At 72.3% G+C, this 15723-nt stretch carries 17 protein-coding genes and 1 tRNA gene; 7 read left to right on the plus strand and 11 right to left on the minus strand.

Annotated elements, in window-relative coordinates:
- Positions 1-76 precede the first annotated feature (76 nt).
- Both pruA and AB0J42_RS10055 read right to left on the minus strand, forming a co-directional pair.
- Entirely contained in the window at positions 77-1702 is a 1626-nt protein-coding gene (pruA, locus tag AB0J42_RS10050) for an L-glutamate gamma-semialdehyde dehydrogenase (protein WP_364290956.1), read from the minus strand.
- A 1-nt stretch (position 1703) separates the two neighbouring features.
- Positions 1704-2621, minus strand: a complete 918-nt coding sequence (locus AB0J42_RS10055) for a proline dehydrogenase family protein (protein ID WP_364290958.1) — start codon at positions 2619-2621, stop codon at positions 1704-1706.
- A 76-nt stretch (positions 2622-2697) separates the two neighbouring features.
- Between AB0J42_RS10055 and AB0J42_RS10060 the strand changes: the two genes are divergently transcribed.
- The gene (locus AB0J42_RS10060; RefSeq protein WP_364290960.1) at positions 2698-3750 is read left to right on the plus strand and encodes a helix-turn-helix domain-containing protein; all 1053 of its coding nucleotides are present in this window, start codon (positions 2698-2700) and stop codon (positions 3748-3750) included.
- A gap of 115 nt (positions 3751-3865) precedes the next feature.
- On the opposite strand, the gene AB0J42_RS10065 is transcribed toward AB0J42_RS10060, so the two are convergent.
- Together AB0J42_RS10065 and AB0J42_RS10070 are read right to left on the minus strand one after the other, a co-directional pair.
- Complete coding sequence (locus AB0J42_RS10065; RefSeq protein ID WP_364290962.1) at positions 3866-4969, minus strand: glycosyltransferase; 1104 nt, start codon at positions 4967-4969, stop codon at positions 3866-3868.
- Positions 4970-5077: 108 nt separating this feature from the next.
- Positions 5078-6910 carry a SpoIIE family protein phosphatase gene (locus AB0J42_RS10070; RefSeq protein ID WP_364290964.1) on the minus strand — a complete coding sequence of 611 codons (1833 nt, stop codon included), beginning with the start codon at positions 6908-6910 and terminating at the stop codon, positions 5078-5080.
- Positions 6911-6968: 58 nt separating this feature from the next.
- On the opposite strand from AB0J42_RS10070, the gene AB0J42_RS10075 reads away from it, so the two are divergent.
- On the plus strand, positions 6969-7688 hold the full coding sequence (locus AB0J42_RS10075) for a GAF and ANTAR domain-containing protein (RefSeq protein ID WP_364290966.1): 720 nt from the start codon (positions 6969-6971) through the stop codon (positions 7686-7688).
- On the opposite strand, the gene AB0J42_RS10080 is transcribed toward AB0J42_RS10075, so the two are convergent.
- Positions 7685-8047, minus strand: a complete 363-nt coding sequence (locus tag AB0J42_RS10080; protein ID WP_364290968.1) for an STAS domain-containing protein — start codon at positions 8045-8047, stop codon at positions 7685-7687. The two genes, AB0J42_RS10075 and AB0J42_RS10080, sit on opposite strands and share 4 nt — an antisense overlap.
- Before the next feature lie 172 nt (positions 8048-8219).
- On the opposite strand from AB0J42_RS10080, the gene AB0J42_RS10085 reads away from it, so the two are divergent.
- Together AB0J42_RS10085 and AB0J42_RS10090 are read left to right on the plus strand one after the other, a co-directional pair.
- Positions 8220-8993, plus strand: coding sequence for a SigB/SigF/SigG family RNA polymerase sigma factor (locus tag AB0J42_RS10085; protein WP_364290970.1), 774 nt, complete (start codon positions 8220-8222; stop codon positions 8991-8993).
- An 18-nt stretch (positions 8994-9011) separates the two neighbouring features.
- Complete coding sequence (locus tag AB0J42_RS10090; protein WP_364290972.1) at positions 9012-9431, plus strand: ATP-binding protein; 420 nt, start codon at positions 9012-9014, stop codon at positions 9429-9431.
- A 56-nt stretch (positions 9432-9487) separates the two neighbouring features.
- Here the strand turns inward: AB0J42_RS10090 and AB0J42_RS10095 are convergent, their stop codons facing one another.
- The 4 genes from AB0J42_RS10095 to AB0J42_RS10110 form a co-directional block, all read right to left on the minus strand.
- Entirely contained in the window at positions 9488-9682 is a 195-nt protein-coding gene (locus tag AB0J42_RS10095; RefSeq protein ID WP_364290974.1) for a hypothetical protein, read from the minus strand.
- 9 nt (positions 9683-9691) lie between these two features.
- A complete protein-coding gene (locus tag AB0J42_RS10100) occupies positions 9692-10258 on the minus strand; it encodes a hypothetical protein (protein ID WP_364290976.1) in 567 nt (188 codons plus the stop codon).
- A gap of 4 nt (positions 10259-10262) precedes the next feature.
- Positions 10263-10808, minus strand: a complete 546-nt coding sequence (locus AB0J42_RS10105; protein ID WP_364290978.1) for a hypothetical protein — start codon at positions 10806-10808, stop codon at positions 10263-10265.
- Positions 10809-10875: 67 nt separating this feature from the next.
- Positions 10876-11301, minus strand: a complete 426-nt coding sequence (locus AB0J42_RS10110) for a hypothetical protein (protein ID WP_364290980.1) — start codon at positions 11299-11301, stop codon at positions 10876-10878.
- Positions 11302-11449: 148 nt separating this feature from the next.
- Here AB0J42_RS10110 and AB0J42_RS10115 point away from each other — a divergent pair.
- Positions 11450-11526: transfer RNA gene (locus AB0J42_RS10115), tRNA-Pro, on the plus strand.
- 63 nt (positions 11527-11589) lie between these two features.
- Positions 11590-12450 (plus strand): NAD(+)/NADH kinase, encoded by an 861-nt coding sequence (locus AB0J42_RS10120; protein ID WP_364290982.1) that lies wholly within the window; start codon positions 11590-11592, stop codon positions 12448-12450.
- A 31-nt stretch (positions 12451-12481) separates the two neighbouring features.
- On the opposite strand, the gene AB0J42_RS10125 is transcribed toward AB0J42_RS10120, so the two are convergent.
- Positions 12482-13966: a YibE/F family protein gene (locus AB0J42_RS10125; RefSeq protein WP_364290984.1), complete on the minus strand. Its 1485-nt coding sequence runs from the start codon at positions 13964-13966 to the stop codon at positions 12482-12484.
- A 74-nt stretch (positions 13967-14040) separates the two neighbouring features.
- Between AB0J42_RS10125 and AB0J42_RS10130 the strand changes: the two genes are divergently transcribed.
- Positions 14041-14757 (plus strand): DUF72 domain-containing protein, encoded by a 717-nt coding sequence (locus AB0J42_RS10130; protein WP_364290986.1) that lies wholly within the window; start codon positions 14041-14043, stop codon positions 14755-14757.
- Positions 14758-14782: 25 nt separating this feature from the next.
- Here the strand turns inward: AB0J42_RS10130 and AB0J42_RS10135 are convergent, their stop codons facing one another.
- Positions 14783-15691, minus strand: a complete 909-nt coding sequence (locus tag AB0J42_RS10135) for an aminoacyl--tRNA ligase-related protein (protein WP_364290988.1) — start codon at positions 15689-15691, stop codon at positions 14783-14785.
- Between the last annotated feature and the right edge of the window lie 32 nt (positions 15692-15723).

Here is a 15723-nt window from a genome sequence, read left to right on the forward strand (position 1 = left end):
GCGCGAGTTCCCCTGGACGAACTTCTCCGAACCCCGCGCCCCCGGGATGCCTGGGGCGCGGGAAGGACCCGGGCCGTCAGCCCATGTGCGGGTAGCGGTGGTCGGTCGGCGGGGTGAAGGTCTCCTTGATGGCGCGGGCGCTGACCCAGCGGACCAGGTTGTACAGCGAGCCCGCCTTGTCGTTGGTGCCCGACGCGCGGGCGCCGCCGAACGGCTGCTGGCCCACGACCGCCCCAGTCGGCTTGTCGTTGATGTAGAAGTTGCCCGCCGCGAAGCGGAGCTTCTCCGACGCCGCCGCGATCGCGTACCGGTCCTGCGCGATGACGGCGCCGGTGAGCGCGTACGGCGCGATGCCCTCCATCTGGGCCAGGACCGTGTCGAAGTCGGCGTCGTCGTAGACGTGCACGCCCAGGATCGGCCCGAAGTACTCCTTGACGAAGATCTCGTCCGTCGGGTCCGCCGACTCCAGGATGGTCGGCTTCACGAAATATCCGGTCGAGTCGTCGTACGAGCCCGTGAGGACGTCGATGTGCGCGGACGCGCGCGCCCGGTCGATCGCGGCCTTGTGCTTGGCGAAGGCCCGGTCGTCGATCACCGCGCCCATGAACGCCGACAGGTCCGAGGCCACGTCGCCCACGGTCAGCGACTCGGCCAGGGCCACGAAGTCGTCGCGCATCCCGTTCCAGAGCGAGCGCGGCACGTACGCCCGCGACGCCGCCGAGCACTTCTGCCCCTGGTACTCGAACGCGCCCCTGATCAGCGCCGTCGTCAGCACCGCCGGGTCGGCCGACGGGTGGGCCAGCACGAAGTCCTTGCCGCCGGTCTCGCCGACCAGGCGCGGGTAGCCGCGGTAGGAGGCGATGTTCTCGCCGACCGTGCGCCACAGGTGCTGGAAGGTCGCGGTCGAGCCGGTGAAGTGGATCCCGGCCAGGTCGGGGTGGGTGAGCGCCACCTCGGAGACGGCCTCGCCGTAGCCGGTCACCAGGTTGATCACGCCCGGCGGCAGCCCGGCCGCCTCCAGCAGCCGCATCGTGAAGTGCGCGGCGAACTGCTGCGACGGCGACGGCTTCCACACCACCACGTTGCCCATCAGCGCGGCCGAGGTCGGCAGGTTGCCCGCGATGGCGGTGAAGTTGAACGGCGTGATCGCCAGCACGAAGCCCTCAAGCGGGCGGTACTCCATCCGGTTCCACACCCCGGGCGACGAGATCGGCTGGTCGGCGTGGATCTTCCGGGCGTAGGACACGTTGAACCGCAGGAAGTCGATCAGCTCGCAGGCCGCGTCGATCTCCGCCTGCTGGACGGACTTGGACTGGCCGAGGATGGTGGCGGCGTTCAGCGTCTGCCGCCACGGCCCGGACAGCAGGTCGGCCGCCTTGAGGAAGATCGCCGCCCGCTCGTCGAACGGCAGCGCCCGCCAGGCCGGCGCGGCGGCCAGCGCCGCGTCGATCGCGGCCCGCACGTCCTGCGCGCCCGCCTCACGGGTACGGCCGAGCAGGGCGCTCCTGTTGTGCGGCTGCACCACGTCGATGGGCGCACCGCCGGCGAGCCGCTGCTCGCCCCCGATGGTCATGGTCAGGTCGAGCGAGGCGCCGGACAACTCCTTGATCTTCGCCTCCAGCGCCGACCGTTCGGCGCTGCCGGGCGCGTACCCGAGGACCCGCTCGTTGACCGGGACCGGCACGTTGCTGATGGCATCCATTTCACTTGCCTCCAAGAGCACGAAGGAAGAAGGCGACGTTCGCGGGGCGCTCGGCGAGCCGGCGCATGAAGTAGCCGTACCAGTCGTCGCCGTAGGGCACGTAGACGCGGACCGTGTGACCGGCTCCGGCCAGGGCCTCCTGCCGGTCCGCGCGGATCCCGTACAGCATCTGGTACTCGTAGTCACCACGGGCGCGGCCGTAGCGGCCGGCGAGCAGCTCCGTGATCGAGATCAGCCGGTCGTCGTGAGTCGCCACCATGGGGTACCCCTGCCCCGCCATGAGGATCCGCAGGCATCGCACGTACGCCTTGTCCACGGCGGCCTTGCCCTGGTGGGCGACCGAGGCCGGCTCCCGGTAGGCGCCCTTGACCAGCCGCACCCGCGACCCCTCGTGGGCCAGGGCGCGGCAGTCGTCCTCGCTGCGGAACAGGTAGGCCTGGATGGCCACGCCGGTGGACGGGTGGTCGCGGCGCAGCTCGCGCAGGATCCGCAGCGTGGAGTCGACCGTGGTGTGGTCCTCCATGTCGAGCGTGACCGTGGAGCCGCCCGCCGCGGCGGCGGCGCAGATGGCCCGCGCGTGCTCCAGCGCCAGATCCTCGTCGAGCGCCTGCCCGACGGCCGACAGCTTGACCGACACCTCGGCGGCCGGGCCCAGCTCCAGCGGGCGCAGCTCCTCCAGGAGCGTGAGGTACGCCTTGGCGATGACGGCCGCGTCGGCCGCGTCGCGGGTCTCCTCGCCGAGATGGTCCACGGTCACGGACAGGCCGGCGCCGCGCAGCCGGAGGATCGCCTCGCGGGCGTCGGCCGCGCTCTCTCCCGCGACGAACCTGTCGACGACCTTGCGCGTCAGCGGGAAACCCGACACGGACCGGCGCACCCACCGGCTCCGCGATGCGGCGAGCAGCACATGACCCAACATGTTTTCAGCGTAAAACCGCAGGTCAGCACCGGTCTATGGACGTGAGTAACGCCGGTTGTGGCACCCTGTCATACAGATGCACAACACCGCTGATCTGCAGGAGATCGTCGACGAGATCGCGGGCCTGCTCGGCGCTTCGGTGACGCTGGAGGACCGCTCGTTCCGCCTGCTCGCGTACGGGGCGCAGCACGGCGACATCGACACCGTCCGCCAGGAGTCCATCCTGCGCCGGCGCGCCACGGGGGAGGTGCGCGACTACTTCGAGCGCTACGGCATCGCGCGGGCCCGCGGTCCCGTCCGGATCCCGGCCGACGAACGGCTCAAGGTGCTGGCCAGGATCTGCTGGCCGCTCCGCCACACCGACGTCACCTACGGCTACCTGTGGCTGCTCGACTCCGGCAGCCTCACCGACGCCCGGCTGCGCCGCGTCGCCGCGCTGGTGAGCAGGGCCGCCGCCGCGCTCGCCCAGGAGGCCAGGAGCCGCCAGGACCTCGGCCGCCTCCTCGACGCGCTGCTGTCACCCGACCCGGAGGAGCGGGACGCCGCCGCGCCCGAGGTCCCCGGCCCCGTCACCGCCGTCGCGGTGCGCGAGTCGCCGGAGCGCGCCGCCGCCCTGTGGACGCTGCCGCGCGGGGTGCTCGCCCGCACGGGCTCGCCGGTCGCCCTGCTCGCCCCCGCCCACCTGGCCGACGAGGTCGCCGGGGTCGTCCAGCAGGCGTACGGGACGGCGGCGGGCATCGGCGGCACCCGGGCCGACCCGGCGGACGCCTGGCTGAGCTGGCGGGAGGCCCGTCAGGCGCTGCGCGTGGCGGAGAACTTCCCCCGCTACGGACCGGTAGCCCGCTGGGAGGAGCTGGGCGCGCACCGGCTGCTGGCCAGGCTCGGTGGCGGCGACCTGCGCGAGCTGGCCGAGGCGGTGGCGGGCCTGGACCCGGAGCTGGCCCAGACCGTCGAGGTCTACCTGGACCTCGGCGGCCACGCCCAGAAGACGGCCGCCGCGCTCGGCATCCACCGCCAGACCCTCTACTACCGGCTCGGCAAGGCCGGGCGCCTCACCGGCCGCGACCTCTCCGACGGCGACGACCGCCTCACCCTCCACCTCGGACTCAAAGCGGCCCGCCTCCGCTGATCCCCTGCTCGACCTACCGCGCCCCCGTAGGAGCGGCTCTACTGGAAGCCCCCGGGATCGGAGCCGCGGACGGGCCCGCCACCGGATCGGTGGCGGGCCCGTCCGCGTGGTGGTGCTAGGCGCAGGCGGCCTCGTACACCCGGACCAGCTCCTGGCTGACGCGCTCCCAGGAGTAGCGGGAACGGGCCCGGTCGGCGGCGGCGTAGCCGAGCGCGGTGCGCAGCGTCGGGTCGGTCAGCAGCTCGCGGGCGAGCCGGGCGGTCCGCGAGGGCCGGTCCGGCGGCACCAGCAGGCCGGTGACGCCGTCGATGACGGAGTCGAGGTGGGCGCCGACGGACGAGGCGATCACCGGCACGCCGCAGGCCATCGCCTCCAGCGCCACGATCCCGGTGGGCGCCTCGCGCGGCACGGTCACGACCGCGTCGGCGCTGCGCATCAGCTTGGGCACCGCGGCCCGCTTGACCTGCCCGAGCAGCGTCACCCGGGAGGCCACGCCGAGCTGCTCGGCCAGCTCGCGCAGCCGCCGCGCGTCCAGGTCGTCGTCGAGCTCCTCGGGGGTGGGGCCGCCGGCCAGCACGAGCTCCACGTCGGGCAGTCCTTGCAGGGCCCGCACGATGGTGAGCGCGCCGCGCTCCGGGCTGAGCGGGCCCACGTGCACGAGCCGTTTGGTGGTGCCGCGCGAGGCGGTCACACCCTGGCGATGGAAGCGCTCGGTGTCCACCCCGTACGGCACCACGGCGATATGGTTGCGCGGCACGCCGATCCGGATCAGCGCCGACTCCTCGTCTCCGGAGCCGGCGATGACGGCCCTGGCGCGGCGGCCGAGTGCCCGTTCCAGGTTCACGCGCGCGGGGTCCACGGTGTGGAAGGTGTGCGCCACCGGAACGTCCAGGTCCTTCGCGCCCGCGACGGCGGCCAGGCCGCCGGTCCAGGAGTGCGCGTGGATCACGTCGGGGCGGTCCTGCCGCCACCGCTTGGTCAGGTACTCGCCGAAGTCGTTCAGGTACGGGGCCACGTCGGCCGGGGTGAGGTCAACTGCCGGTCCCACGTCGATGTGCTCCACCGTGACACCGGGGGCCACCCGCGTCTTGGGCTTGCCCTCGGCATTGGTGCGCCGCGCGTAGACGGTGACGTGGTGATCGCGCCCGAGCTCGCGGGCCATGGAAAGAATGTGGTGACGCTTGTTAGCGGATCCTGAAGCGACGATCGCGATATTCATGGCACACCCCAGCGTGGAAAAAGCTTTCAAGGTGTGCCTGCGTCTTAGGCACGTCTGTGTCTAAGGGGGACAATACCCAGATTCCCGGCATTCGCAAACCCATGCTTATCAGACACCGCGGAGGGCGAGGACCACGATCTCGTCCCACACCTGGCCGCCCGAGAAGGCGTTCCGGTCGTCCTCGATGGCCTTGACCACGGCCGACGGCGACTGACCGGCGCACCGGGTCAGCACGTCGGCCAGCCGTTCCTCCCCGTACGGCTCGCCCGTCTCGTTCCGCGACGAGATGAGCCCCTCGGAGTAGAGCACCATCGTCTCGCCCACGCGGAGCGTGATCTCCTCGGTGCTGGTCTCCGCCTCGGCCGCGATGCCCAGCGGCACCCCGCCGCCCGCCGTGAACCGCACCGACCCGTCGGGCTGCACCAGCGCGGCCGGATGGTGACCCGCCGACGACACGCGGATCCTGCGGCCCTTCACGAACCCGGCCACCGCCATCACGAACAGGCCGGTGCTCTGCTCCACCAGCGCCTCGTTCACCTTGCGCACCACCGAGTCGGGGTCGCGCTCCCAGACGCTCAGCACCCGCAGCCCGCCGCGGACCATCGCACTCACCGAGGCGGCCTCCTCGCCCTTGCCGGCCGCGCCGCCCAGCGCGAACCCCCAGCCGTCGGGGAGCGGGAACACGTCGTAGAACTCCGCCCCCACCGACGAGCCGGGGTGGTAGACGGCCGCCGCCTCGTAGCCGGGCACGTTGGGCAGGCTGCGCGGGACCACGCTCGCCGTCAGCGCGTCGGCCGCCCGCGACCGGCTCTGGAAGCTGTGCTGCGCCCGGATCGCCATCCCGAGCTGCAGCCCCACCTCCTGCATGACGCTCAGATCGGCCAGCGCGAACGGCCGGCGGTCGTGCGTACGCACCAGCGTCAGCACCCCGTCGCCCTCGCCGATCGGCACGCTGAGCAGCGAGCCCGCGCCCATCGCCGTCAGCACCGGGCCGTCGGCGCAGAACCCGAGCAGCGACTCGTCGTCGACCATCTCGAACACCACGCCCGAGCCGCGCTCCAGCACCTGCGCGACCACCTGCGCCCCGGCCGGGTCGCTCGCCTCCACCTGCCGGATCACCTCGCCGACCGGCAGGTTCTTCGGCCCCAGCACGACCGAGCGGCGCGGCAGCCCCTCACGCACCACGTCGGCCACCACCCAGTCGGCCCACTCGGCCGCCAGCAGCCGGCAGGCGCGCGGCAGCGCCACCGGCTGGCGCAGCGCCTCCTCGTCCAGCAGCAGCGCGGCCATCCTGGACAGCAGGTCCTGCCGCCTGGCCGCCGCCAGCAGCGCCGTGCCGTCGGTCTCCTCCGGCCGCTCGCCGTCCGGCTGCGGCAGCTGCACCTCGGTCGGCAGCGCCACCACCGCGACCATCTGCTGCGGCTCGCCCGGCATGGTGAGCCGCGCCATGGCCAGCTGTACGAGGTGAGCCCGGCCTTGATGGGCCAGCCTGGTCTCGAACGCCGCCGGCTGGCCGGTGCTCAGCACCGCCGTCAGATGCGACCGGAACGCCGCCCGCCTCGACACGTCGACCAGCAGCGGGAACGACCGGCCCACCAGGTAGCCGTCCGGGCTGCCCAGCAGCCGCGAGGTCTCCGGGTTGATCCGCCTGACCATGCCGCCGCCGTCGAGCACGATGACCGGCACCGGGAACGCCCGGAACACCTGCCGCAGCAGCTTCAGCTCGCGCTGGGAGCCGTCCTTCTTGCCGGACTGCCTCCTGGACCCCCTGCTGAGCTGCTCGCGCGCCTCGGCCAGCAGCTCCACCGCGGTGTCGAGCTCCGCCAGGGCCGCGTCGAGGGTGGGCGCGAGATCGGAGGGGTAGGCCGCTCTCGTCTCGCGCAGGGACGAGACCCGCCCGGCGAGCGCGTCCAGAGCGTGTTCGAGATCCGGCATGGTCATCCTCCGACGCTACGCCACGCGGGATAATGGTATCCATAAGGGGTAGAAGCTTGCTGCTATGGAATCCACCGCCATGATCACTCCCGGGCTCGCCCGCGACCTCGCCGCGCTGGGCAGGCTGGGAGAGGACACCTCCACCGAGACCGTGCTGCGCGGCCTCACCACCGCGCTCGCGGCGGGTGTCCCCGGCTGCTCCGGCGGATCGGCCGAATACTGGCGCGACCGGCGCGTCCTCACCTCCGGCTCGCACAGCGAGCTGATCACCCTCGTCGAGGGCGAGCGCCGCATCGGCGAAGGCCCCGCCACCGAGGCCCGGCAGACCGGCGCCCGGGTGGCCGTCACCGACCTGCTCGCCGACACCCGCTGGCCCCGCTACGCCGCCCTGGCCACCCGCTGGGGCGTGCGCTCGGTGCTCACCGTCCCGATCAAGGTGCCGCCCGCCCATCTCGTCGTCGGCCTCTACTCCGTACGACGCCACGCCTTCTCCCCGCAGGGCGCCCAGTCGCTCGCCGGGATGCTGACCGAGCAGATCGGCGTCGCCATGGCCAACCTGTGGGACTTCGACGAGGTCCGCACCGACGCCGCGCAGCTCCAGGAGGCGCTGGCCGGCCGCGCCCTCATCGACCAGGCCAAGGGCATCATCATGCAGACCAGCGGCTGCACCGCCGAAGAGGCCTTCGAGGAGCTGCGCAGGATCTCCCAGCACCACCAGGTCAAGGTCGCCGACCTGGCCCGGCTCCTGGTCGAGGAGCACCAGCGCAAGAACCGCCGCCGCTAGCGGATCGCGGCCAGCGCGTCGTCGAGCGTGTCGTAGATCGGCAGCCGCTGCGCCAGCCCGGTGATCCACATCACCCGCGACTTGGCGTACTCGACCCCGATGAGCGCGAACTTCGCCCCCGAGCTGCGGCTGGTCTGCCAGTGATGGACTATCAGGCCCAGCGCGCGCGAGTCCATGAACGTCACCCCGGCCAGATCGAGGATCAGATCCGGCCCCGCCAAGGAGAGATAGTCCGCGAACTGCTCGCGTGTTGTCGCGTCGAGCACACCGTCGACTCTGACCACGGCGATCCCGTCAACGGTAGACGACGTCAGGCTCAGGGCCGCCGCGGGCCCCTCGCCGTTCTCGGGCACTGTCACGCAGGCAACCTTACTGTCACTCGAGAAGAGAGGAATACTTCTTCGGGTGTGGGGGATACTGGTGTCCGAAGTCCAGCAGAGGGCTTTCGTCTCGAACGTAGAGCGAGGCGTGCCTCTGTGTGGGCTTTTCCCATCTCCAGAGGCCGCCTGCCACCCCATATGAGGAGCAGCGATGGCTGTGCAGGAACTCGTCCTCGAAGAGATGACCGCCGAAGAGCTCCTGGCCGAGATGGTCAGGGAAGGCACCCCCGACACTCTCAGGGAACGGCTCCGCGAGCGCATCGTGGAGCTGCACCGGCCGCTCGCCATGGAGATCGCCCGGCGCTACCGCTACCGCGGCGAGCCGCTGGAAGACCTCCTCCAGGCCGCGTACGTCGGGCTCATGAAGGCCATCAACGGCTTCGACCCCACCCTCGGCCACGCCTTCCGGGGCTACGCCGTCGTCACCATGACCGGCGAGGTCAAACGCCACTTCCGCGACCGCACCTGGGCCATCCGGGTGCCCCGCCTCTACCAGGAACGCCGCTCGGAGCTGAACCGGCTCGTCGCCGACCTCAGCCAGGACCTCGGCCGCTCGCCGACCGTCGCCGAGCTGGCCGCCAAGATGAACATCTCCGAGGAGGACGTCCTGCTCACGCTCGACGCCTCCGCCGCCTACAGCACGCTGTCGCTGGACGCGCCGCTCGGCACCGAGGACGACGCCGCATCGCTCGGCGACGTCATCCCCGAGGACGACGACACGCTCAGCACCATGGTCGACCGCGAGGCCGTCAAGCCGCTCATCGACGCGCTGCCCTCCCGCGAGAAGCACATCCTGCTGCTGCGGTTCTTCGGCAACATGACCCAGGCCGAGATCGCGGCGGAGTTCGGCATCTCCCAGATGCACGTCTCCAGGATCCTCCGCAAGGTGCTAGACCAGCTGCGCGCCGAACTGTCGGCCGGTTAGTAGGGAGATCGCCGGGTGATGACAGAGGAGCTGGATCCTCGGGCGGGCGCAGTGGGTCCGCCGCCCGGCGTGCGCGTGCGCAGGCTCAGCTTCCGGCTCCCGGACCTGCCCAGGGTCCGGGAGTTCGCCGCGTCCGGGGCGCGAGAGCTCGGGATGGCCAGGGAAGCCGTCGACGACTTCGTCATCGCCGTCAACGAGGTGGCCACCAACGCGGTCACCCACGGGGACGACGTCGCACGGGTACGCCTCTGGCCCGACGCCGGGGACATCGTGATAGAGGTGCACGACGACGGCACCTGGAAACCGGGCCCGATGCCCGGTGCCGTGGGCGGGATGGGGCTGTGGGTGGCGCGGCTGCTGTCGTCCGACCTGACCCTCCGCATCGGCGGCGAAGGAAGCACCGTGATCATGCGTTTCCCGGGCAGAGCCGGAACGTGACCGTTCATACCGGGGCCGCGCGCGGAGCACCGCGCGCGGCCCCTTCTGCTGCCCGGTTACCGCCGGGCCCGGCCGCGCCAGCCGCCGTAGTTCTTCATGCCGGCCGTCCCGACGCCGCCCTGATGCAGGGCCAGCAGCGCCAGGCCGAGCAGGACGAACGCCATGCCGGAGATGTTCCCGGCGATCTGCGCGTCCAGCAGCTCCAGCAGGAACCCTAAGCCGAAGACGATCGCCGCCACTATCGCGAGCATGTCACCCTCCTACTTGACCGTGGTCTGGCCGGACAGGGCGAGCAGTCCCTCCAGCACGCCCCGGTACTCCCGCAGCGCCTGCCGGAGCCGCTCGGTGTCGCCGCCGTCGCTCTTCCAGAGCTCGCGCAGCTCGTCCGTACGGGAGCGCAGCGTGTGCGTCAGCTCCTCGACCACCTCGCCGACCAGCTCGTCGGCCCGCTGGACCGACTCCGACGGGTCGTCCACGAACGCGGCCTGCACGTCGCGCCAGCGCGACTGCAGCTCGGCAGGGTCCTTGTCGAACAGCTCGAACGAGCGGGGAGCGGCGTGCGCCGGAGGGTCGCCGGCGGGCTGGGCGGGACCCGGGCCCGCCGGGGTCACCTCGGTCACCACCACCGCCTCGTCCCGCAGGCCGGGGTCCGGCCCGTCGTGGGCCGGGTCCGGCATCGGGTGGGGGCCGGTGTCGCGGCCGCCGGGCGCGTCCGACGCCACCAGCACGTCGTCGTCGCCGTACGGCTCCCGGTAGGCGGTGTCGTCGTTGTGGTCGTTCTGCTGGTCGGCCCGCTGCTGCGGCACGTTCACGTCGTCGCGGTTCATCCCGTCACCGTCCTCGGGTCGTCTCGTGCAGCAGGTCCTCGAAGAGCGCGCGGTAGTGCACCATCGCCTGGCGCAGCTCTTCGGTCGTGGCTTCCTCGCGGGCCGCGCGCCCGCTGATGTCGTGCGCCTTGCGGTAGTGGGTCAGCGTCTCGGCGTGCCCCACCGACAGGTCCGCGATCCGCTGGCGGAAGTCGTCCGTGGGGTAGCCGCGCTCGGCCATCACCGCCGTCACCAGCCGGTCGGCCTCGGTCACGGCGGACTCGGGGGCGTCCACGAAGCGCTCCTGCACCTCGGCCCACCGGTTCGCGTAGCTCTCCCGGGACTCCGCGGCGAGCGGCCTGATGTCCAGCTCCTTGTGCCGCTGCTCGCGGGCGATCAGCTCCTGCTCCGCCTCGCGCTTGCTGTCGTGCTCCGCCATCGTGCGCTCGTACTCGGGGCCGAACCGGCTGCGCAGCCGGTTGCGGCGTTGCTGCTGTACGACCACGTACGCCACCGCGGCGACCGCCACGATCGCGACCACGACGACGGCCACCCAGACTAAGGTGTCCATATTGTTCGCCTCCGGTCTCCTTTGCTGAGACCGCGAACTTCCCTGGGACGGGCTTGTGAAACGCCGGTCAGTCCTGTTCGAGCGCCTTTTCGGCCGCCTCCAGCACCCGTGCGACGTGAGAGCCCTCAGGGGCCGCAGGGATCTCCGTGAAGCCCGCCGCCGGGTCGTAGGCGATGTCGAGCCCGGCCCCGGCCAGCCGTCTCGCCCACCGCAGCGCCGTGTTGAGCCGCTCCCGCGCGGGCGGCCTGCCCTGCGCCGCCGCCGACAGGTTGCGCAGGTTGGTGGCGGGCCCGGACTGCGAGTGGGCGCGCTCCAGCTTCCACGGCAGCGCCCGGCTGTGGTCGAGCATCGGCTTCACCAGCCCGGCGGCCCGCTTGGCCTGCAGCACCCCGGACTCGGTCACCCCGAAGTGGGCGGCCAGCTCCTGAACGCTCAGCCCCCGGGCGACCAGCTCGGCCAGCTCGTCCCGATCGATCGTGGGCCTGCGCCCCATCCGCGTCACCTCCCGGTCCACCCGAGCTTAACCACCGCGACCGGCGGCCGGGCACGGGCCGGGCCGGGTGCGAGTGGAATCGGGGACCTGGCCACCGTGGTAGTCTTTACCCGCGTGACAGGGACTTCCGAGTCCCCGCCAACGCACTCGGGACGTAGCGCAGCTTGGTAGCGCACTGCACTGGGGGTGCAGGGGTCGCAGGTTCAAATCCTGTCGTCCCGACCATCAAGGCGTCGGATCATACGATCCGGCGCCTTTGCCGTTTTCGCCTGACCCTAGAGTGGCGCTATGGGCATGGTCGGGACGGTCGGGCTGGTGCTGCATCCCCAGCGCGACTCCAAAGAGGCGATCGACACCATCCTCCAGTGGGCGGCAAGCCGCGGCGTCACCGTGCTCGGGCTGCCCGACGAGGTGGACCGGATCGCCTGCAGCGCGGTGGCGGTCGACGCCAGGACACTGGTGGAGCGGGCCGACCTGCTGGTGAGCCTCGGCGGCGACGGCACCATGCTGCGCACGATGCGGCTGATAGCCGGCCGGGACACTCCGGTGCTCGGAGTCAACCTGGGACGGCTGGGCTTCCTCGCCGAGATCGACGCCGGCGAGCTGGCGGACGCGCTGTCGGCCATAGACCACAAGCGCTACACCGTGGAACCGCGGATGGCCGTGCGCACCTGCCTCGACGGGCAGGAGGAGCTGACGGCCTTCAACGACATCGCGCTGGTCCGCTTCCCCGGCGACGGGCTGACGGCGGTGACCGTCGCCCCCGGAGGCCAGCCGTTCGTCAGCTACGCCGCCGACGCGGTGATCGTCGCCACCTCCACCGGCTCCACCGCCTACAGCTTCTCCGCGGGCGGGCCGGTGGTGTCACCCCGGGTGGAGGCCGTGCTGGTGGTGCCCGCCGCGGCCCACTCGGCGTTCAACCGGGCGCTGGTGCTGCCCGCGGACGAGGAGGTCACGCTGGAACTCCTGCCGTCCAGCGGGCGGCTGGCCGTCGAACTGGACGGCCGGGTGGTCGGCCGCCTCGGCCCCGGCGACCAGCTCAAGGTGACCGCCCTGCCGGGAGCCGCCAAGGTCGTCCGCCTCGGCACCACCTTCTACGAACGCGCCCGCCGCAAGCTCCGGGTCAGCGGCAGCCTCGAAATCACCTGACCTGATCCTCGGCGGGCGACACGTAGTCGGTTCAGGGGCGGGCGCGGCGGCGGCGGCCGCGGCGGGAGCGTGGCCGGTCGGCGTCCTGCCGGGCGCGGGCGTCGTCGCCGAAGAACGACTCCTCCGCGGTCGGCGGCGCGGCCTCGGCACGGTACGGAGCGACGGAGCCGGTCGGAAAGCCGGTCCCGTCCTGAGAGAACGGATACCCGCTTCCGCGGGGTGAGCCGGTCCCCACGTGGGAGTCGGCCCCGAACGAGTCGGATCCGCGGGGTGAGCCGGTCGCGGGCTGAGCAGCCGCACCGAACGGAGAGCCCGTGGCGGGGGAGCCGGTCGCGGGAGCCGGGGGTGCGTGGCGGGAGGTGACGAGGGCGGCGAGGGCGGTGGTGATCGGGACGGCGGCGATGAGGCCCAGGGTGCCGACGACGCTGCGGGCAACCTCCTGGGCGATGACCGGCGTCGTCAGCACCTCGCCCAGCGGCTGGTCACCGATGCTGAACAGGAGCAGCAACGGCAGCGACGCCCCCGCGTACGCCAGCACGATCGTGTTGATGACCGACGCGATGTGCGCCCGCCCGATCCGGCTGCCCGCCCGGTAGAGGCGGCGGAACCCGTAGGACGGGTTGGCCGCGGCCAGCTCGGAGACGGTCACCGACTGGGTGACCGTCACGTCGTCCAGCACCCCCAGGGCGCCGATCATGATGCTGGCCAGCAGCAGCCCCTGGGTGTCGATGGACATGCTCATGTCGAGGGTGAACGAGTTGTCGTCGGTGATCCCGCTCAGCTTGGCGAGCCCGATGACCCCGTACGAGAGGACACCCGTCACGGCGAGGCTGGCCAGCGTGCCCAGCACCGCCATCGAGGTCGTCAGCGTGAACCCGTGCGTCAGGAACAGCACCGACAGCATGATCGCGGCAGAGCCCACGATCGCTACCAGCATCGGCGGCTCGCCCGCGAGGATGCCGGGGATCACGAACGTCAGCAGCAGCACGAACGTGATCGCCAGCCCGGCCAGCGCCGTGAGGCCCCGCCAGCGCCCGAACGCGATCACCGCCAGCGCGAACGCCGCCCCGAGCAGCAGCAGCGGCGCCGACCGGTCGTGGTCGGACAGCTGGTAGGCGGGCATGCCCTCCTCGGCGTCCGGGTTGTGCAGCAGCACCACGTCGTCGCCCGCGGCGAACCGCTGGGAACCGGGCCCGCTCGGCAGCGGCAGCGTGACGTCGCCGCCGTGGTCGACGGCGATCGTGGCCTTGCCGCAGGTCGCCGGGTGCGGCTCCGGAGTGCCGGGCGGGGTCTCGCCGCAGGGCTCCAGCACGACGGCGGTGACCGTGCCGCCCACCCGCTCGAACCCCGCCTGCCCCGGGGCCGCCGCCGGGCGCCCCTCCGGCCAGAGCAGCACCAGCGCCGCCAGCGTGGCGGCGGCCAGCGGCAGCAGCACGGCCAGCGTGGCCACGACGGCCCGCCGCGAAGCGGGCACGGCGGTCCCGTGCCCGTGGCCGTGCGCGTGGTTCGCGCCCATCCCTGGATCAGGCCTCCTTGTCCGTAGGCGAGTGCGACAGTACTGCACCTGGACGGGGCGGGTAGGCGACGCGCATGGCGATCCTGGTGGGGACCTCCGGGTGGCAGTACGCGGACTGGCGCGGCGTCCTCTACCCGGAGGGGGTGCCGCAGCGGCTCTGGCTGGAGACGTACGCGGAGACGTTCCCCACCGTCGAGAACAACAACGCGTTCTACCGGCTGCCCAAGCGCGAGACGTTCGCCGGCTGGCGCGAGCGGACCCCCGACAGCTTCGTCATGGCCGTCAAGGCCAGCCGCTACCTCACCCACATCAGACGGCTCGGCGAGCCGGAGGAGCCGGTGGCCAGGCTGATGGCGGCGGTCGCGGGGCTCGGGGACACGCTCGGCCCGATCCTGCTGCAGCTCCCGCCCACGCTCCAGGCCGACCACGGCAGGCTGGAACGCTGCCTGAGCTGCTTCCCCGGCCACGTCCGGCTCGCCGTGGAGTTCCGGCACGACTCCTGGTGGACCGATGAGACCCGCGCTATCCTGGAGGCCCGCGGCGCCGCGCTCTGCTGGGCCGACCGCCGCAACCGGCCGCAGAACCCGTTCTGGCACACCGCGCCCTGGGGGTACGTGCGGCTGCACGAGGGCGTCGCCTCGCCCGGTTTCTCGTACGGGGAGACGGCGCTGAGAACCTGGGCCCGGCGGGTGCGCGACGAGGGCTGGCGCGACGCGTACGTGTACTTCAACAACGACCCGGGCGGTGCCGCGGTCCGCAACGCCACCCGTTTCACCGAGCTTCTTCGCTGAGAAGAAGCGCTTCACCGTCTGCGGATCAGAATCGCGGTCTGCACTGGGCGGCCAATTCCGCCACCGGCACCGCCCCCGCCTGGCTGCCGTCGCGCAACCGTACCGACGCCCCTCCGCCGGCCGCCTCGCGCGGCCCCACGACGAGCTGGAAGGGCACGAGCCGGTTGGCCCTGATCCGGGCGCCGAGGGTGCCCCGCGCGGGGGAGGCGAGCTCGGCCCGCATCCCCTCCGCCACGCAGCTCCGTACCAGCTCCTGGGCGGCGGGCAGCTCGGCGTCGGAGACCGGCAGCACGACCGCCTGCACCGGCGCCAGCCAGGCGGGGAAGGCGCCGCCGTGCACCTCGATCAGGTGCGCGGCCAGCCGCTCCAGGCCGCCCACCACGCTGCGGTGCACCATCACGGGCCGCCCGCCGCCCGGGCATTCCAGGTCGAAGCGTTCCGGCTGGAAGTAGTCCACCTGTACGGTCGACAGGGTCGATTCACGCCCGGCCGGGTCCGCGATCTGGATGTCGATCTTGGGCCCGTAGAAGGCGCCTTCGCCGCGTTCCTCGTCGAAGGGGTGGCCCCGGCTCTCCAGCACCTCGCGCAGGACCGACTCCGCGCGCTCCCACATGCCCGCGTCGTCGACGAACTTGGCGCCCTCGCCGCGCAGCGACAGCCGGTAGCGGGCGGCCTCGATGCCGAGCTGGGCGTGCGCGGCCTCGATCAGGTCGAGCGCGGCCGACACCTCGCCGGCCGCCTGCTCGGGACGGCAGAACACGTGCCCGTCGTTGATCTGGATGGCCCGCACCCTGGTCAGGCCGCCGAGCACGCCGGACAGCTCGGAGCGGTACATGCCGCCCAGCTCGGCGATCCGCAGCGGCAGGTCGCGGCCGGCGTGCTGCCGGGAGCGGTAGACGAGGGCGTGATGGGGGCAGAGACTGGGCCGCAGCACGAACTCCTCGCCGCCCACCGGCAGGCCCCCGC

Source organism: Nonomuraea sp. NPDC049649, assembly GCF_040675175.1.
Taxonomy (GTDB): Bacteria; Actinomycetota; Actinomycetes; order Streptosporangiales; family Streptosporangiaceae; genus Nonomuraea.